Genomic DNA, 19,460 nt, shown 5'->3' on the forward strand with positions numbered 1-19,460 from the left:
AGAGGAGGACGGATATGAGCGACAGAGAGAATACCAACACGAAGGATCGTATCGTGATTACAGGCATGGGCGTATTATGCGCACTTGGCGATCATCCGCAGATGGTATATGAGCGTATGGTTGCTGCTGAGACCGGAATTCGGGAAGTCACCCGCTTCAATACAGATAAGTTACAGAGTTCACTTGCAGGTCAGTTGGAGGATTCCATCCGTGAAGGAGCACTTGCAGGCACAGCGGAGCTATCCATGGACTTATGTGCACGTTATGCCATCGCTGCTGCGAGGAAAGCGTTAATCGATAGTGGCCTTTCAATAGCACATGCGGATAACATGAAACATCACGACAGGGCAAAAGGAACAGGCGGAAAGCCATCCGTTCTTCCTGCGCGGATCGGACTCACGCTGGGTACGTGTAACGGTGGAGTTCTATCTTTGGAAGAACAGTGGAACCTGTCTGAGTTGGACGTTGATCATACGTCCAGGTATCCATTTTATCAGCAGGGCGATGATGCAGCGCGAGTTCTGGGTGTGGCAGGTCCGGTCACAACGTTAAATACGGCATGTGCTGCGAGTGGCAATGCCATAGGCTATGCAAGTGATCTCATTCGCTGGGGGTATGCCGATGTGATGCTCGCTGGCGGATCTGATCCATTGTCGCATAGTGTATATGCCGGATTTAATGTACTCCGTGCACTTAATTCCCGTCCCTCTTCACCCTTCAGCACCCAATACGGATTGAATCTGGGAGAAGGTGCTGCTTTTGTGGTTCTGGAGAGACTGGACGCCGCACTTGAACGTGGTGCTACGATCTATGCTGAATTATGTGCCTATGGGTTGAGTAACGATGCCCATCATATGACGGCTTCTCACCCGGAAGGTGCGGGTATACAACGTGCAGTGGAGATGGCGATCAGCCTTGCCGGAGTATCCAAAACGGATATTGAATACGTAAACGCACACGGGACTGGAACACAGGCGAATGATCGTGCTGAAATTAGTGGTCTGCAGGGTAGTTTCGGGCCTAATCTGTCGATTCCTATCAGCTCAAGCAAAGCCTATTTTGGTCATACATTAGGTACTTCGGCTGCATTGGAGCTGGTTACCTCGCTCTACGCTATCAGGCAAGGATACGTTCCCGCTACGCTTCATTTTGAAGAAGCTCGCGAAGGATGCGAGGATGTTGATATCGTTCAACATTCGATGCGTCCGATGCGTCCGGCATATATGATCTGTAACAATTCGGGGTTCGGAGGACACAATGTTTCGCTTGTGCTGCGTACAAATGGAATCGAAGAAGAGTGGTATTCGAGCGTGCAGAATGCTGAACGTGAGAATTCACTTGAAGAGCATCCGGGCGAGGCAGTCCCCAGACGACGTGTTGTCATTACTGGAGTGGGTGCCGTCAGCAAAGGGGATATCCGTAAGGGAAATGTACTCGGGGCTTTTGGTAAGGATACCAAACAGGTAACGGAAACGTCCTTCTTCTCCTTAAAAGATTACGATAAGAGCAAATATGAGCGCAGAATGAACCAGCTCACACAGAATACGATTGGTGCAGTCCTTGCAGCGCTGGAGGATGCAGCGCTGGGCGAGTCTCAGCGGGAACATACGGGCTTTATCTACGGTACAGCACGAGGAAGCACGAGCAGTATTTCGAACTTTCTGGAATCTGTATTTGTCAAAGGCCCGGAGTATGCAAGTACGATCTATTTCCCGCATACGGTCATTAATTCCATTGCTGGTCAGACGGCTGAGAAATTGCAATTTAAGGGATTCAATAGCTCCTTCAGCACAGGAGGCACTGAGGGATTGACTGCCGCATTGTATGCAACGGGCAAGATCCGAGAGGGAGCCCTGACGTCTTGTATGATTGGTGCTGGAGATGAACGATCCCAGCTTGCGGAGGATATCGACCGGGCCAAGGGATTGCAGGACAGCCGTTACGAGATGACGGAAGGCAGTGTCTGTATGGTCCTCAGTGACCTGGAAGAAGCTGATCAGACGCGATCCGGGATCTATGCGGAATTGAGTGGACTCGGTGTTGCTTCTGGCGCAGCACATGACGCTTCGAGACAGAGCGAGGCGTTGATCCGGGCAGTTACCGATGCACTCCATGAAGCAGAAACCAGCATGGGGCAAATGGATCTGATTTTGCTCAATTCAGTGGGACGTCCCGGTGAATTGGAGTTAGAGCAGAGCGCCATATCTTCGATCGGGGAAGCTGTGGCCGTACCATCTGTGCCGATCATTAACCTTAATGCATGGGCTGGCTATGGAGAATCGTACAGTTCGATGTTACATCTCGCGGCGGCTGCAGAGCTTGTAAGCCCGGGAGTCATGCACGAACTTGCCAAAGGTACCTACGCCCATCTGGGCCTGCCTGAGCGAACATCTGCATATCAGCATATTTTGACCATCAGTTCTACCGTTAATGGCAGTTATTCTGCGGCAATCGTCAGTAGCGTCGCTGAGTGAACCGTGTTAATTGAAAAAAATTATAGGAGGCTTACACATATGACAGTGAATTACGAGGTAGAGATGGATGAGATCAAACAGACAATCAAACAAACGTTGTTAATTGATCGGCTCAAACTGGAGGACATCACCGCAGAGGAAATTACGGATGACATGATTTTGTTCGGTGAAGAACTGGGACTGGACTCTGTGGAGGCGTTTGAGGTTATGGTTGGTATGGAAGAAGTATACGGCGTGATGGTCGAGGACCTTCCCGCGACAGAGTTGCAGATTCATCTGAAAAATGTGCAATCTATTGCCGAACTGATTATGGCCAGAAAGACCAAAGGAACGCGAGGCCAATGACCTTTCGTGATCACGTCGTTGTGGTTACGGGGGTAACACGGGGCATAGGGCGGGCCATAGCGATGAGATTCATTGCAGAGGGAGCCATTGTGGCAGGCATTTATGTCAGGGATGACGCTGCAGCGGACCGGCTAACAGAAGAGGTGAGTGCAGCAGGCGGACGGATGCAGTTGTTCAAGGGCTCTGTTGCGGACCATGCTTTTGTAGCGGATGTGATGAAAGAGGTATTTGATACATTTGGTCGTGTGGATGTCCTGATCAATAATGCCGGAAGATCGAGCGACCAGATGGCACTGCGGATGGAAGAGCACCAGTGGAATGAGGTGCTGGACACCAATTATGTTGGTGCCTGTTATTGCTCACAGGAAGCAGTCAGCTACATGGTTCTTCAGGACAGTGGAAGCATTATCAACCTGGTATCGGTGAGCGGTATATATGGCCGGGAAGGGCAGTGTAATTATGCAGCTTCCAAAGGCGCTTTGATGGGGCTGACGAAGTTATATGCCCGCCTGTATGCATCACACAACATTCAGGTCAGTGCCGTCGCACCAGGTATGATTGATACCGAGATGACGGGGGAGGTGTCGCAAGAGAAGCTGAATGATTTTCTGCGCCACACCCTCACCGGAAGGCAAGGGTCTGCGGAAGAGGTAGCTGAGGCGGTAATATACCTCGCAGGACCCGCGGCACGTTATCATACCGGACAGACATTAAAACTGGATGGCGGCTTTTTGCGTTAAGGGCAAACTTGAATTGGAATCAGAGGGAGGGAAGCTAATGAAAACGGCGTATGTGCATCATGCAGAAAGTACAGCTATGCAGATGATGGTTGTATATTTGTTACATCGTGGCTTGCAGATTACAGCAAGCTTCGCCACATCAGAACAAGCAGAGCAGTTTCATTCCGATCTGTCTGTGCACGACCAGAAGAACTGCCGGACTATCGTTGCGCCGGACCTGGCAATGAAGGGAATTGAATCCGTACTGTCAGCATCTGCCGAGCATATGCAGGGGCTCGACTTCTATATTCATGGCAGTAGCTGGGTGGATGAACTGTCTAAGCTCCAAAGTGATCCGGCGGCTTTTGCTCTAACCAGCCATCGTCAGTTAAGTGAACTCTTTCTATATACCCGTGCAGCAGGTCATTTTATGGCGCGTAAACAGAGTGGACAGATGATCGTACCCATACTGGCAGATATGATGCACTATAGTGGATTTCCTTCTTCTCCGGTGTATAACCAGGGTGCCCAGGCATATGTCAAAAGCTTTGCCAAAGAGATGACGCCTTTTCGAGTCTCGGTCAATACGTTAACGTTTGGTTACCACCGTATGGAGAACCACATAAATGCCGGACGAAGTCGCAGGAAGATCTATGATATGTTCACCTTAAAACCTTCTGTGCCTGAATTGGAAGAGCTTGTACAAGGTCTAGGCCTATTACTTGATTATGGTCAGGGCATGAGTGGTCAAAATATAACGTGGGGTTACGGTATTCCGTCTGTTCTCTGATATGATCTGAGACAATACGGCTTCAGTAATCTTCGAAAGAGGCAGAAGATGGGATATCAACAGAATGGAAACGATGCGGAGCAGGAGAACCGCCAGTCCGATGAACTGCTGGAAGAAGAACTGGAAGAGGTTGTCGGTGGACTGGCGACTGTTTCAATTGCGCGTTGCAAAGTCTGCCACATTCGAATTGCAGTGTACGAGATGAGCGTATGTGCAGCTTGTTTTCGCAAAACGCAGCTTCCACTTGCAGGAGAAGGGGGCTAACCATGATCAGAAGTTACGGCCGGCTGTGCATCTTGCTGTTGTTCATGTTAACTATAGGACTTATCCTCTCATCCTGTACAAGCGTATCCCGAGACGCTGTATCAACCATACCAAGTCCGCAGACTGAAACGGCTCCGTCTCGGGCAGCAGAAACGGACATCACAGCAGCTAATGCAGTTAAGGGAAGGGAACCAAGAGTTTATACTGCGGAAGAATTAGAAGGATATCCGCAAGATATTCGGGATATTTTGAGCAGGGGCAAGCTGAGGATTGGATTGAAGGTAGAGGACCGTTATCCGTTCTTTTACACCGATGAAGAAGGGTTACTGCGCGGGAGCGATGTTGAGCTTGCCAACGACATCGCTCTTAAGCTTGGAGTTAAACCGGAGTATATCCGAACAGCGGATTCTTTCGATGAAGTGATTGATCAGGTGTCTTCCGGGGAGGTGGATGTCGGCATATCCAAATTGAGTATCACCCTGGAGCGGGCGAAGCGAGTACTGTTCTCTAATGCGTATCTGCATTTCAAACAAGCACTGCTGATTAACCGCCTTCAACTTGCGGAGCTCGGCAAAAAAAACGAATTTTCCGATGTGCTAACGCTGCTTCAGCAACGTGGAACACAGATCGGCATTGTTCAAGGGACGTCTTACGTAGGCTTCACACGTGAGCTTTTCCCCACGCAAAAACAGATTGCCTACAAGAATACTTCCGAATTGTTTGATCGTGTGCGGCAAGGCGAAGTGATCGCTGCAGTCTATGATGCTTTTGAAATTTCACGTTATTTGGATCAGAATCCAGCCTACTCCCTTGACCTTCAATATGTGCAGCTGGAGGATCAGGATGACGATATTGCCATAGCCGTTGATCCGCGCCGCATGCATCTCCACCAGTGGATCAATACGTATCTTCACATGCAGGAGAAGAAGATTCAGCGCTGGCTTGAAAACTATGGCATCTGAACAATAGGGTTGTGCTATGATACATGCATGAACCCGGTGGTTCGGTTTTTTATTCAGTTAAAAGAGGGGACACAGTGGTGGGAATCTCATGAATAAACGTACTTCTTTCCTGTATTACATCATCCCTGTTATGCTATTTTTTCTGATTTTTACGGTACTGATCTTGTTCGAATTACCTTCTAATCAGATGAATGCAGAAGTTCAGGATGGGCGTTTAACGATTACCAGTGAAGCTCTGTCCTCTGGAGAAGGAAGTCGGTTAGATGGCGAGTGGGCATTCTATTGGAAACAATTGCTGGAGCCCAAGGATTTTGCCAGTGAACGAACGGGTCCGGTAAGTTACGTTAATGTTCCAGAATCTTGGGGGAATTATGAAATCAGTGGGCATAAGCTGGATAATACGGGATTCGCCACGTATCGTCTGGTGGTGGATTTACCTGAGCAAGATATAGAGCTGGGATTACTAACCTCAGGGATAACTTCCGCACACCGATTGTGGATTAATGGCAAACTGGTATCCGAAAGTGGGATTGTCGGACGAACGTTAAAGGAATCTTCTTCATATAAGGTGCCTGCTCTAATCCGAATGGAGGCAGGGCGGACTCAAGCTGATATTATCATTCAAGTTTCGAACTATACACATCGAAAAGCGGGTTTGTTTGGCTCTCTAACGATCGGTGAATATAATCAATTGAATCAATCCATGAAATACAAAATTGTATCCGAGAGCATGATTATTGGCTGCATGTTGATTATGGGGCTCTACCATATCCTGTTGTATGCATTGTTGCGCAAAAATCGGGAGTCTCTGTATTTTGGTCTGATCTGCATTCTGCTGGCCATGAAGAACAGCTCTGATTCCCAGTACATTTTATCAGAGCTTATTCCGGGAATGAGTGGTGATACGTTCCTTAAAATTGAGTATTTAGGCTTCTTGGGCAGCTCTCCACTTGCTCTACTTTTTTGTTACTCCATTTTCCCCAACGAGATGTCCAAACGATTACGTATATTTTGGATTCCAGGGTTGCTATTCACTGTATTTATCCTGTTCACACCTACTCAGGTATATACGAAGTTTGCGTTGTTCATGCAGGCATACGCGATTCTGATCGGGATTGTGATCATTCAAAATGTGGTCCGAGCTGCCATGAAAAAACTTGCTGGGGCACACTGGATGCTGGCAGGTACCATCGTATTCTTCATTACCGTAGTGAATGATATTTTAATGAATAACGGTATAATTCAAACAGGAATCTATTTCTCATATGGTCTTCTCTTTCTCATTCTTTGTCTGTCGATTATTGTATCCACCAAATTTTCCAATGCCATTAAAACCAATGAACGTTTATCTTCGCGCCTGCTTGAATTGGATCGGGTAAAAGATGAGTTTCTGGCCAATACCTCCCACGAGCTTCGTACACCGCTCAACGGAATTATCGGGCTTACGCAGTCGTTGCTACACAGCATGGATGACCGGTTGGAAGATAACCAGCGAATGCATCTGAACATGATCGTCTCAAGTGGTCAACGTATGTCTTTTCTGATTAACGATATTCTGGATTATGCACTTCTTAAAAATAACGATGTACGTCTGAATCGAACCAAAATAAATCTGCACCAATTAGTTCAGGTAGTCCTCACCGTGGTTAAACCGCTCATTACTGGTAGGGATCTTCTATTACATAATCGAATTGATCCCCACTTTCCACCGATCGAAGCAGATGAGAATCGAATGCAGCAAATTTTGTTTAATCTGGTCGGCAATGCGATCAAGTACACACCATCGGGTCATATCGTGATTCGTGCACGGATTGTGCAGGGCGATATAGAAATTCAGGTAGAGGATACAGGGATTGGCATACCGGAGGATAAATTTGCAATGATTTTCAATCCATTCGAAAAGCTGGAATCCATTGATAACACGGGTACCGGACTTGGACTGAAAATCACCAAGCAACTTGTCGAGCTGCATGGAGGAGAGATTAAAGTACAGTCGAAAGTGAATCAGGGCTCCCTTTTCTCGTTCACCATCAGGCAGCATAAGAAGAATGTTCCAACTGCGCTACCGGATAAGCAAAACAATGAATTCATTCAGAACGGCGTAAGCACCCTTCGTTCTGTTGCAGAAGTTAAGACAGCAAGTTCACATGCTCTTAATAGGGAAGTCAGTTCCGCGAAAGAATCGGAGATCCAACTTTATCGTGTATTAATTGTGGACGATGAGCCCGTTAACCTGCAGGTGGTGATTCAGCAGCTTGCACCACTGGCATGTGTGTTTGAAATTGCGAACAGTGGCACTGAAGCACTCGTGCGTATCAATGAGTTGCAGAATTTTGATCTGGTGATCACGGATATGATGATGGTTGGCATGTCTGGATATGAACTATGCGGATTGATCAGGGAGCGTTACAGTCTGATTGAGTTACCTATTCTAATTATGACAGCAAGTAATCGAGATGATACAATTACAGCCTGTTTTGCCGCCGGAGCCAATGATTATATATCAAAACCTATTGGACGTAATGAACTCATAAGCCGTGTACGCACACTGTTGTTGTTAAAAAGGTCTGCTCAGGAGCTGAGTCTGAACGCACAGCAGCTTGAAGAGTTGAATCAGCAGTTATCCGAGTTAAATACCAACCTGGAGCATCGTATACAGGATCGTACAGTAGAGCTGGAGCAGAAAAATAAAGATATGGGCCGTCTGGAATTGTCACGCAGACGATTGCTGAGCGATATATCGCATGAACTGCGCACACCGATGACTGCGATTCAGGGTTATGTGGAGGCAATTGTATCCGGATTGGTGGATAATGAAGAGGATCAAAAAGTATATCTGCAAATGGTCTTAGTGAAGGCGCTGGGGCTAAACCGTCTCATTCACGATCTATTCGAGTTGTCCCGACTGGAGTCGGGCAAGTCTGAAATGATCTTTATCATGATGAGCTTGCAGGAGTTAATGGATACCATTCAGGACAAATTCAGGCTGGACATCGCACGTGCTGACATGAGCTACGAATTTCAGATGAACATTACGACTGCTCAGCGAAGTGAATATCAAGTCGTGATTGATATGGATCGGATTACTCAGGTGTTGACCAATCTGGTGTTTAACGCGATTCAGCATACAGGTGCAGGCGGAATGATTCGTCTTCATTGTTCCATTGAGGAATGGGAAAATGACGGTGAATCTCCAGGACGACTTACCATCCGTGTGGAGGACAATGGAGCGGGTATTATGGAAGAGTCACTGCCATTTGTATTTGATCGCTTTTTCCGTGAGAAACATGATCGGCATGTGGTTCAGGGCAGTGGAATTGGACTTGCGATTGCGAAGGAAATTATTCAGTATCATGATGGAAACATACACGTAGAAAGTGAAGTCGGAAAAGGGAGTTCTTTTTATTTCACGTTGCCTCTGTATGTTCTGGATTAGGGAAAGACAAGGATTTACAGTAATTAAGCCATTAATGAGTGGCGTTCAACAGGAAAAACGAGTACTCAGGGTTCACCCGGGTACTCGTTTTTTGTTTTGCACGGAGCGTCTTATGAGTCGAATTAATTTGCTAGTTTGATGATGATGAAGCGGCAGCAGCCGATGCTGCGGCAGTTGCGGCCATGGCTGCTTGTTGAGCGATGATAATATTTGTGATACTGGTTGAGATTGCTGTCGTAAGCACACCGTTCCGCAGATTCTCCACATGTTGAATGGCTACCAGAGCAGACGAGAACAGGAGCAACTCCTGTTTGTCGATTGACCAGGCACCGAAGCCTTTTTGAGTCCGTAACCAGTCATTTGTTTCCGCGACTTCATCCACTAATGAGTCTCTGTCCGAAGGCAGTAGAGAAAGTATTCCAAGAGAGGCTAACGTATAGGTTTTGTCCATTCGAAGATTCCTTTTGCGAAAAGCTTCATTTAAAGCAATCACACGAGCACCTGCATCCGGGGGATCATCTCCAAGAACCAGGACCTGTGTTAACGCCTGCACACTGTTTCTGGAAGAGAACTCTGTTTTTAATTCCCCGTAGAGTTGTTCCATACGTGCCACACCAGTATCCACCTCGAGATCGGAAAGGGCTAACATGGCAGCGAAAATGTAGTCGTCCTGTCCAGTGAGGAAACGATGCTCTGCTTTCATGCCGTCATAAAATGATTTGGCCCGCTCCACCGTAGGTTGAAACTGGTCAGGTGATGTCTGAGTAGCGATCTGATAGGCGGCAATAACCAGATAATCGGAGTTGCGAAATTTGATCTCTTTCATCAAGTCATAGACATGCAAGGTGTCTGCCAGTCTCGTCTCTTCATCCGTTGTAAGGGAGAGCATGGCAGCAATGCTAATGGCCGAATTACCTCTGAATGCAGAGAAGAGTTTTGTGTTTTGCTTAATCAACTCATGGCTTTGACGAATAGCTTCCCCATCCGCTGTTTTATTCTCCGCTGCATAGAGCAGGGCAACCAGACGTTGCATCATCGCATGTTGCCATTTGAATGACTTCTTGATGATCTGGGTGTTGGAAACAAATAATTCAACTCGTTCTGCATGATGCTGCTGCATAGGCACACCTCCATATTCACTGTTATTCAACAATACCCTTCCAGCTTCCTTCATTCCGTCGATGTAAACAGATTAGATGATTAGGGATATTAAATGAACTAAAGCGATTATTCCCATAGGGTAGATCAATGATCTGGAGAACCCGTTTTTAAATTCATTTCGAGGATGTTTTTCGAAAAAGAAGTGTAATACGGTATGTATGATGAAAAAGATATCCAGCACCCAAAATGTAATGGTCTGATATGAGCTAAAAAGAAGAGAGAGGATGATGGTATACATTGGCAGGTGAATCCAAGTGAAATACCTATAGGCTTTATCATCTTCCATATCTTTTAACACCATAAACAATTTCCACTCGGACCGCCTGATGGCATCCATTTCGTGAAGCAGAAAGAGAGACAGGTTAAACAAAAATAAAACCAGTAAAAAGTCAGGCATGTAAAGTCTCCTTTTCCTATTCAATCTGCTCCTATCTTACTAAAGGTAATTTAATTTGGCAAAATATGAAAAAAAGATTCACGCTCCGTTCATACGTGCTTGATATGCTCTCGAAAGAAAGCGTAAGGAACAGGTATTAAAAAATATGCGGAGTGGTGGGGACAAGTCATGTCATCGTTGATAAGAAAGATTTTTGGGAAAATGATTTTACTGGTGTTATTGTTAGGCATGATATTAGGGGCAACTGGATTAGGGACCATGCCACTATCGGCAGCAGTATCCAATCAGGGATTAAATTCGGGCAAATTGGAGCAAGGAGTCGTAGCTAATCTGGAGGATGCTGATCAGTTAACGGCATTCATGGATGGGATGATGGATGTGCAAATGCGATCTTTACAGATCCCAGGCGCAGTCATTTCGATTGTGAAGGATGGGAAGATCCTGCTCTCCAAAGGATACGGACATTCCAACATCGAAGAAAATAAACCCGTTGATCCCGAAACCAGCTTATTTCGAATTGCTTCAACAACAAAGCTGTTCACATGGACCGCCGTGATGCAATTGGTTGAGGCGGGCAAGCTTGATCTTGATACAGACGTCAACACTTATCTAAAAACGGTGAAAATACCGAAAACCTATGAGGTTCCGATTACGTTGCGCCATCTCATGACCCATACCGCAGGCTTTGAGGAAGGCGGTGTAGGTTATCAGATCACTACCGATCCGGGGAAACTTCCCGTCTCTATTACTGAAACGATGGCGAAACATATGCCTGCACGGGTTAAGCCACCAGGCGAGATGCTGTCGTATTCCAATTATGGCGCTTCACTCGCGGGACTTATCGTCGAAGAAGTGAGCGGTGTTGCCTACAATGACTATATACAGAAAAATATATTTGATCCGCTGGGCATGAATTATGCTACGGTAGAGGAGCCTGTTCCAGCGTCTCTGGAACCTTATGCCGCCCTTGGATACGCCCGAGCTAACGGCGAGTTTGTAACCAAACGGCCAACGTATGAGGGAGGATTCCGTCCTGCGGGATCAGGAAGCGTCTCGGCGAACGATATGGCTCATTTTATGATTGCCCATCTTCAAGACGGGCGGTATGAAGATAAACAAATGCTCAAGCCGGAGACAGCCAAGCTCATGCATTCTCCGGCATTCCAGTTTGATGAACGTTTACCCGCTATGGATCTGGGCTTTTACGAGTTGAATATGAATGGGCTACGTGTGATCTCTCATGGAGGGGCCGATGAGCTGTTTAATACAGCGCTTTATCTTGTACCGGACAAAAAAGTGGGCATCTTTGTTTCCTATAGTGGAGGGGAAGGCGGAACGGCAGCAGAAGGGTTGGCGCAAGCCTTTTTTGACCGATACTATCCTGTACATGCAACTAAGCAGCCTAATGAAACTTCTATCGAATTAGGGGAGTCTCTGGAAAAATATGCAGGCTCCTATCAATTTACACGTCGTAATCACACGAAGATCGATAAGTTTTTCAGTTTTCTGACTCAAATCAATATTGAGTTTTCGGATAACCGACTGTTTATTGGAAGTGGTGCAGATCAGCAAGTGTATACTCAGATTGGCGTGAATTTATTCCAGGAGGTCGGAGGGACACATCAGATGGGGTTCCGCACCGATGCAGAGGGCAAGGTCACGTATCTGTTTCTGGATATATTAAACCCAATGCCGCTGGAACCTGCACCGTTAATGAACCAATCGAAGTTCTGGCTCCTCTTGCTCGGCATTTCGGTTGTTCTGTTCATCACTGTATTGCATGGATTTGTTTATCGCAGACGCGAAATCAGAGTGATGCCAAAAGCACAGAAATGGGCAGTTCGACTGTCAACCGTTACGTCCGTGTGGGCATTGCTAACCTTGGGTGCAACACTTCTGGTGATGAACATGAATCTGATTGATCGGCTTAGCCATATTCCACTATCTTTACGTCTCTATCTGTTTATGCCGGTTATCCTTGTAGGGTTGACTGCGGCAATATTCATCATGAGCGTCCTGGCATGGAAAAACCAATATTGGACGTTACTGAAGCGTGTGCATTATACGTTCGTAATGGTAGCAGCAGTGATCTTGAGTTTATTTTTCTATCATTGGAACCTGCTGGGATGGCATTTTGGTTGAAAACCTGCGCCCAGATAGGAAGAACAAGATAGATATCGGAGGCATACATTTCATATGACCAAAATCCTAGTTGTGGATGACGATGTGCATATTCGTGAGCTGATTACCTTGTTTTTGCGGAATGAAGGATTCGAGATTGTGGTAGCCAAGGACGGTGCGGAAGCACTGGAGATTGTGGGGAAATCCCCAATTGATCTGGTTATCCTTGATATTATGATGCCGCGATTGGATGGTTGGGAATTATGCAGGGAGATCCGGCGTATGGATCTGAATATGCCATTGCTAATGGTCACGGTAAAAGGGGAATCGGCCCAGAAAGTAAAGGGATTTCAGTTGGGAACAGATGATTATTTGACAAAACCCTTTGATCCGCTGGAACTTGTGATGCGAGTAAAAGCTTTGCTGAAACGTTACTTGATTGTCTCCTCCCAGACCATTCAACTAGGGGGCATTATGCTGAATCGACGCAGCTTTCAAGTGATTCGTGGAGAGGAAACAATCAATTTGCCTTTAAAAGAGTTTGAATTGCTGTTCATGCTGGCAAACCAGCCTGGGCAGATTTTTACCCGGGAACAGTTAATCATTAAGATCTGGGGAAGTGACTATGAAGGAGATGACCGGACAGTTGATGTTCATATCAAGCGACTACGTGAAAAATTCGCTGGTGATGCACACCATTTTCAGATTGAAACGGCTCGTAGTCTGGGCTACCGGTTAGTCATCACATGATCAAAACCTTATATGTTCGTATTATTTGCACGTTTCTGGTCGTCATTGTTTTCAGCTTGCTGACCTCTTTCTTCATGGGGATCTTCCTTTTCAAAAAGGAAGTAAATCATATCGGTCAGAATGACATGATTTCTGTAGGGGAGGAACTGATCCGTCTATATGAGCAAACGCAACCTGAGGACAGGGATGCTTTCATCAAAAGTATGGTGAAAGTGTCCACCTATCCCATTCATCTATATGACGTTTCGGGTAACGTAACCTATTATGACCTAGACCATACAGAGACCGTTGAAATCGCACCAGAAGTGGTTCAAAAGGTGTTGCAGGGTCAGGTCTATCGTTCTCCCGGAGAAGTGGAGCAGACGTTCATCGGTCTTCCTTTTCCATACAAAGGGGAACCACAAGCCATGTTTATGCAGTATTCTCCGCAGAACGAAAATATCATTAATCGGATGATTTTGCTGGTGTTATTGCTTGCACTGTTGATCGGGAGTTTTTGTATCCTTATTGCTGCAAGGTATTTGGTAAAGCCGATCCAGGTGTTGACGCGGGCAACCAAACGACTGGCGAAGGGTGATTTTAATGTGGAAATCCAAACAAAGCGCGTGGACGAAATGGGAGCATTGACGCAGAGTTTCAATGAAATGGCGAGTGAGCTTAAACAGCTGGAACAGATGAGACAGGATTTTGTTTCCAATGTATCGCACGAGATTCAAACGCCGCTGACCTCTATTTCCGGTTTTGCCATGGCGTTGAAAAACAGCAGCCTGGTCGCTGAGGCCGATCGTAACTATTACCTCGATATCATTATTACGGAGAGTGGACGACTATCCAGACTAAGTGATAATCTGCTGGAGCTTGCGTCTCTGGATTCCGATCATCATCCGTTCGAGACAACCACCTATAATCTTGATGAGCAAATCAGGCAAGTGGTGGTGACTTGCGAGCCTCAATGGTCAGCCAAAGGCATTCGAATTCACTTAGAATTGGCGGACGGTATCAAAATCAGGGCAGATCGGGATCAGCTTAACCAAGTGTGGATGAATTTACTAGGCAACAGCATTAAGTTTACTCCCGTGGGTGGGCGTATCGAAATACGCACGAGCCAGTCGGTAGATGGAATCATTTTCACGATAACCGATTCGGGCATTGGAATAGCGCCGGAGCAACTGGATTATGTTTTCGAACGGTTTTATAAAACAGACCTGTCACGTGATCGTAGCATCAGTGGTAACGGTCTGGGCCTTGCCATCGTCAAAAAAATCGTGATGCTCCATCACGGAACTGTCGAAATGAAAAGTCAGGTGGGCGTGGGGACAACGGTGCAGGTTCATTTGCCTTCCGGATGATTACAAAAATGATTGTAGAGCTGCCAAAGATATTTTTCTGGTAGCTCTTTTTTATGGATGTTTAGATTCGTTTATCATCACGAGTTATCAGGGTAGGAGTGATTACGCAACAGTTCTGGCAAAGCATGTAGCACTTGCATACGTTCCAGCGCACCCTCCATATTCCAGTGTTGTCCTACATGATATACTTTTCCGTTACGCACAGCAGGAAGATCACGCCAATGAGGGCTTTCCAGCCAACTCATCTCGCGCTTATAAGAGGTAGCGTCATCGACGTCCCCATCTCTGGTTGCAGATATCATAAAAATACGATCCCCTACATAACGCTCAAAATCGCTTTCCTCGATCTTAACAAAAGCCTCGCCTTGCTCTATTAATGTCGCTACTTCATGAGGAGGTCTGAATCCATTGGCATGGTACAGTGTGTTTGTGAGACCTTGAGAGGCCATGACATAGAGTTTTCCATCATTTCCGTCCACAAGAACTGTGGCACTTGTACCGTGTTCAAATGCACCTTTACACACATTCCACATGTATTCAGCCATGGCTTCATAGCGGATCAGCCAACGTTCCGCTTCTTTTTCTTTGCCGAAAATTTGGCCCAAGGTCCGCAAGCGGCTATCCAATGTTTGCTCACGATCCAACACAATGGTTGGAGCAATGGTATTCATTTCATCCAGAGAAATGCCATAGTAGTTGGCGACGAGAATAAGATCGGGCTTCAGCTTTCGAATCTCCTCAGGCTTGGGGGGAAAGCTGATTTCAGTTGTGTTTTGCATTGGAGCGGTATCGATGAATTGGCCTAATAGACTCTTGGGACTACCGACTGGGAACAAATCCAGGGCCATCAAGTCACTTGTTGTATTGCGATCCAGATATACGATACGTGATTTGTCCTTGGGGAGTTCTAATAGCCTTCCTGTAGAGTCACGGAAAAGAATGTCCTTGTCCCTGTCGCTTTGCTTATACATCGCTGCATACTCTCTAGGAGGCAACCCGGTCTTCTGACGAAAACGTCTGACAAAGTAATAATGATCATTGAATCCAACCTGATGGGCGATGGACTCAATGGTTTCTTCTGTCTGTAAAAGCAATTCCTTGGCTCGATTCAAACGAATCTCGGTTAGATATTCAATCGGGGTTTTGTCTGTCAGTGAGCGAAACAGCTCATTGTATTGCCATAAGGAGACCCCGGATATATCGGATAGTTCCTGCACTTTAATTTTCTCGGCGTAGTGTTCCTGCAAATAGATAAGGGTGCGTTTAACGGCATCTCTGGTATTTTCCAAAGAGGGAGCTTTCATATTCTGTTCAGAGAGAGACAGCATCAGCATATGGAACATAGGTTGATAGGCATTGCTTTCTGCTTTGTTGATATAGGGGCGTTGACGAGTCATATCCTGAATAATGGTGTGCACGCTGGAATAGGAACGATCGGATCGCAACGTACTTCCATCAAAGGCAGGACTTGTGTCAAACCAGACGGACGAAGCCTGAACTTTAATTACATGAAAAGAAAACATATAGACAGCGAACGGCTCATGATCCTGCCTGGTTAGTACAATGTTGCCTCCGGGTCGAATATAAAAACACTGTTCTTCAATGGCAGTAAGGGTCTCTTCCCCCAGATCCAACCTGAAGTTTCCCGAAACGACAATGAGGAGACGATGCTCTTGCGAAGGCAGTATGCTGACGGGTTCCTCCATAAAATCAATCTCGCTAAGCGAATAGATTCCATGTACCTGATCGGTATGTAATAGAAGCTTCATGCCACAATCCCCTTACTAATTGATAACGATTCTCATGGAATAGCATAGTGTAAATACGCTCTTTTTTCAACCAATTGATAGGCGAGATAGAACATAACTTGGTGTTACACCTGCTAAGTATTGTCTGAAAAGCCCTGGAATTGTCCATTGATGCGCCTATGCGGGATCGTTACTATAGGTAGAAGATAGTGATAATGATTATCACTAAAACAGAGTGAATGGGGAGAACGTCATGTATAGTGTGAAACGATGGGGATGGTCTATTGGTGCGGTTCTGGTGCTGAGTATCGGCCTGAGTGCTTGCAGTAGCAATGAAGGTGCGTCGGTAAATGACGGAACAACGCAGCAGACAACCGTAAAAGAAAAGGAAGCCGCTGCGGAGAAACCGGAAACCAAAGATTACGTGGATTATCTGGGACGTAAGGTAGAGATTCCAACTGATCCACAGAGGATCGTCTATTATGATAATAAAACCTTCGGGGACATGCTGGTACTTGGAGCAGATGCAGTCGGTCAGGATAGCCGATTCGAATCAATATATCAGGATCAAGTCAAGGACATTGAAGATCTTGGTGCGCCGTTGAATCTGGAAAAGCTGGTTGAGCTTGAGCCAGATCTGATCATCACAGGTCTTCACGCTCAAGGGGAGGAGTTGGATCAGATTGCGAAAGTGGCGCCGACGGTCGGAATCGACGTAGATGCTCCATTGGAGCAGCGCCTGCCTATACTTGGTCTCCTGGTGAATAAGGAGGCAGAGGCACAGCAGTGGCTGGTCGATTATGATGCGAAATCGGAGCAAGCCTGGAATGCGTTCAAACAGAGTGCGAACATCGGTCCGGATGAGACGGCAACGATATTTTTAAACACAAATCGTACGCTGTATGTTATGACGACAGGGTTAGCTGCAGATTTATACTCACCTTATGGACTGGATATACCTGATGAGGTGAAAAAGGTAACGATTGATGAAGAAATGCCATGGGCTCAAATATCACTTGAGAGTCTGCCATCATTTGCCGGGGATCACGTATTCCTTATGGCAGCTGGGTCAGGAGAAGATTCCGCTGAGAATGACGAACTGATGAAGTCAGCCATATGGAAGGACCTTCATGCGGTTAAGAACGGTCATGTATATGTAGTGGAGCAAAAGTGGAATAAACGTGATGCCTACACGATGCATGAATTTTTGAATGAACTGCCTGCCATGATGAAGCAGCAATAGTTCGGTAATAAGTAGTAGAGTCGAGAGCCTCCTGTTCAAGGGGATTCTTTTTGTTCTTTTTGTACTATCGTTCTACTCCACACCTTGAAATGGCTCAGCCTGTACAATCAGACCTTGCCTCATCTGACTGCCATTTTCATTAAGCGGTTATCCTATACCTATATGGGTAGTGAATCCGTTTCCTCACATTCCTTGTTGTATTTCTGCGGCACATCTCGTACAATTTGGTGAAGTAATTCTGCATTGCGTTAATGTGAATGTGAAAATTAAAGATTACATCAGGAAGCTGTACACAAGAAAAGGGGAGAATCGTTTGGAATCAAAGCAACTATCTAGAGGGCTAAAGCCCCGCCATGTAGAGCTGATTGCACTCGGAGGTACAATCGGCGTTGGTTTGTTCATGGGATCGGCAAGTACGATCAAATGGGCAGGTCCATCCGTGCTGCTGGCTTATTTATTGGCTGGTATCGTTATCTTTTTTGTCATGCGCATTATGGGGGAAATGTTGATTCAGGAGCCGGTCACGGGTTCGTTTGCAACATTTGCTCACAAATATATTAGTCCGCTTGCCGGATTTCTGACCGCCTGGAGCTATTGGTTCCTGTGGGTTACGGTTGGTATGGCGGAAGTTACGGCGATTGGCATCTATGTCGGGTATTGGTTCCCGGATATTCCACAGTGGCTGCCTGCACTGGCTGGGGTGCTCATCATTGCGGCGGCAAATCTGGCGGCGGTGAAGTTCTATGGGGAATTTGAATTCTGGTTTGCGATGATCAAAGTGACGGCTATTGTTGCGATGATCGTGATCGGAACAGGACTCATTTTCTTCGGCTGGGGGAATGGGGGTCAGGCCATTGGTCTGTCGAATCTGTTCAGCCATGGTGGCTTCTTCCCTGGGGGCATCAAAGGTTTCCTCTTCGCGCTGTGTATCGTAACGGCTGCGTATCAAGGGGTGGAGATGGTCGGTATTACAGCAGGCGAAGCGGAGAATCCGAAACACACTTTGCGTAAAGCGATCAAAAATATCGTGTGGCGTATTCTTATTTTCTACGTTGGTGCCATATTTGTTATCGTAACCTTGTACCCTTGGAACGAAGTAGGCGAGACGGGCAGCCCGTTTGTGCTCACCTTTGCCAAAGTTGGTATTGTTGCTGCAGCGGGGATCATTAACTTTGTGGTGCTCACGGCGGCCATGTCGGGATGTAACAGCGGGATCTACAGTGCAGGACGGATGTTATACACGCTGGCTGAGAATGGGCAGGCACCTGCCTTTTTCAAAAAGCTGTCCAAAGGCGGGGTTCCCCGCAACAGTATCGTCATTACAATCTCCTTGCTGCTGATAGGGGTTGTGCTGAACTACCTGATGCCGGACTCCAAGCTGTTCTTGTACATCTACAGTGCAAGTGTTCTTCCGGGTATGGTTCCATGGTTCGCCCTGGCGTTCAGCCAGTTCCGATTCAGAAAGCGTTGGGGCAACGAGATGGCGGATCATAACTTCAAGTCCAAATGGTTCCCGATCAGCAATTACATCATTATTGTGTATCTGATTCTCGTCATTATCGGTATGGCGTTTAACCCGGATACGCGCTTGCCTCTGGTTGTTGGAGCTACGTTCATGGCAATCGTGGTGGCTGGATATTTTGCATTTGGCATCGGAAAAAGACAACGGATAGATGGCGGCGAAGATCGCTAGTCTAATAT

The 19,460-nt window shown here is 46.5% G+C and carries 15 protein-coding genes; 12 read left to right on the plus strand and 3 right to left on the minus strand.

Translation table 11 applies throughout. The features are described 5' to 3' along the window. Window positions 1–14 precede the first annotated feature (14 nt). From MHI48_RS04390 to MHI48_RS04420, 7 genes are all read left to right on the plus strand, one after another. On the plus strand, window positions 15–2,474 hold the full coding sequence (locus MHI48_RS04390; RefSeq protein ID WP_405143163.1) for a beta-ketoacyl synthase N-terminal-like domain-containing protein: 2,460 nt from the start codon (window positions 15–17) through the stop codon (window positions 2,472–2,474). A 39-nt stretch (window positions 2,475–2,513) separates the two neighbouring features. Beyond that, window positions 2,514–2,819, plus strand: coding sequence for a phosphopantetheine-binding protein (locus MHI48_RS04395; protein WP_083684981.1), 306 nt, complete (start codon window positions 2,514–2,516; stop codon window positions 2,817–2,819). Continuing rightward, the gene (locus tag MHI48_RS04400) at window positions 2,816–3,559 is read left to right on the plus strand and encodes an SDR family oxidoreductase (protein ID WP_340031907.1); all 744 of its coding nucleotides are present in this window, start codon (window positions 2,816–2,818) and stop codon (window positions 3,557–3,559) included. The genes MHI48_RS04395 and MHI48_RS04400 overlap by 4 nt, the downstream gene beginning before the upstream one ends. A gap of 37 nt (window positions 3,560–3,596) precedes the next feature. Beyond that, window positions 3,597–4,328 carry a hypothetical protein gene (locus MHI48_RS04405; RefSeq protein ID WP_405143165.1) on the plus strand — a complete coding sequence of 244 codons (732 nt, stop codon included), beginning with the start codon at window positions 3,597–3,599 and terminating at the stop codon, window positions 4,326–4,328. 48 nt (window positions 4,329–4,376) lie between these two features. After that, window positions 4,377–4,592 carry a hypothetical protein gene (locus MHI48_RS04410; RefSeq protein ID WP_017690588.1) on the plus strand — a complete coding sequence of 72 codons (216 nt, stop codon included), beginning with the start codon at window positions 4,377–4,379 and terminating at the stop codon, window positions 4,590–4,592. Window positions 4,593–4,594: 2 nt separating this feature from the next. Continuing rightward, window positions 4,595–5,554, plus strand: coding sequence for a substrate-binding periplasmic protein (locus MHI48_RS04415; protein WP_405143167.1), 960 nt, complete (start codon window positions 4,595–4,597; stop codon window positions 5,552–5,554). Window positions 5,555–5,642: 88 nt separating this feature from the next. Next, window positions 5,643–8,990 carry an ATP-binding protein gene (locus tag MHI48_RS04420; RefSeq protein WP_405143169.1) on the plus strand — a complete coding sequence of 1,116 codons (3,348 nt, stop codon included), beginning with the start codon at window positions 5,643–5,645 and terminating at the stop codon, window positions 8,988–8,990. A 130-nt stretch (window positions 8,991–9,120) separates the two neighbouring features. Here the strand turns inward: MHI48_RS04420 and MHI48_RS04425 are convergent, their stop codons facing one another. Beyond that, complete coding sequence (locus MHI48_RS04425; protein ID WP_405143171.1) at window positions 9,121–10,110, minus strand: DUF4003 family protein; 990 nt, start codon at window positions 10,108–10,110, stop codon at window positions 9,121–9,123. A 72-nt stretch (window positions 10,111–10,182) separates the two neighbouring features. Further along, a complete protein-coding gene (locus tag MHI48_RS04430) occupies window positions 10,183–10,548 on the minus strand; it encodes a DUF6713 family protein (RefSeq protein WP_405143173.1) in 366 nt (121 codons plus the stop codon). 228 nt (window positions 10,549–10,776) lie between these two features. On the opposite strand from MHI48_RS04430, the gene MHI48_RS04435 reads away from it, so the two are divergent. The 3 genes from MHI48_RS04435 to MHI48_RS04445 are packed head-to-tail and all read left to right on the plus strand — an operon-like array spanning window position 10,777 to window position 14,768. Next, window positions 10,777–12,690, plus strand: coding sequence for a serine hydrolase (locus MHI48_RS04435; protein ID WP_245838457.1), 1,914 nt, complete (start codon window positions 10,777–10,779; stop codon window positions 12,688–12,690). A gap of 54 nt (window positions 12,691–12,744) precedes the next feature. After that, entirely contained in the window at window positions 12,745–13,419 is a 675-nt protein-coding gene (locus MHI48_RS04440; RefSeq protein ID WP_036605998.1) for a response regulator transcription factor, read from the plus strand. Next, window positions 13,416–14,768: a cell wall metabolism sensor histidine kinase WalK gene (locus MHI48_RS04445; protein ID WP_076329516.1), complete on the plus strand. Its 1,353-nt coding sequence runs from the start codon at window positions 13,416–13,418 to the stop codon at window positions 14,766–14,768. Before MHI48_RS04440 ends, MHI48_RS04445 begins: the two co-directional genes overlap by 4 nt. A gap of 77 nt (window positions 14,769–14,845) precedes the next feature. On the opposite strand, the gene MHI48_RS04450 is transcribed toward MHI48_RS04445, so the two are convergent. Further along, complete coding sequence (locus MHI48_RS04450; protein ID WP_076329515.1) at window positions 14,846–16,537, minus strand: helix-turn-helix domain-containing protein; 1,692 nt, start codon at window positions 16,535–16,537, stop codon at window positions 14,846–14,848. A gap of 232 nt (window positions 16,538–16,769) precedes the next feature. Between MHI48_RS04450 and MHI48_RS04455 the strand changes: the two genes are divergently transcribed. Together MHI48_RS04455 and MHI48_RS04460 are read left to right on the plus strand one after the other, a co-directional pair. Next, on the plus strand, window positions 16,770–17,759 hold the full coding sequence (locus tag MHI48_RS04455; protein WP_076329514.1) for an ABC transporter substrate-binding protein: 990 nt from the start codon (window positions 16,770–16,772) through the stop codon (window positions 17,757–17,759). Between the two features lie 313 nt (window positions 17,760–18,072). Continuing rightward, complete coding sequence (locus MHI48_RS04460; RefSeq protein ID WP_076319983.1) at window positions 18,073–19,452, plus strand: amino acid permease; 1,380 nt, start codon at window positions 18,073–18,075, stop codon at window positions 19,450–19,452. Window positions 19,453–19,460 lie beyond the last annotated feature (8 nt).

This window comes from Paenibacillus sp. FSL H7-0942 (genome assembly GCF_045040715.1).
Classification (GTDB): domain Bacteria; phylum Bacillota; class Bacilli; order Paenibacillales; family Paenibacillaceae; genus Paenibacillus; species Paenibacillus amylolyticus.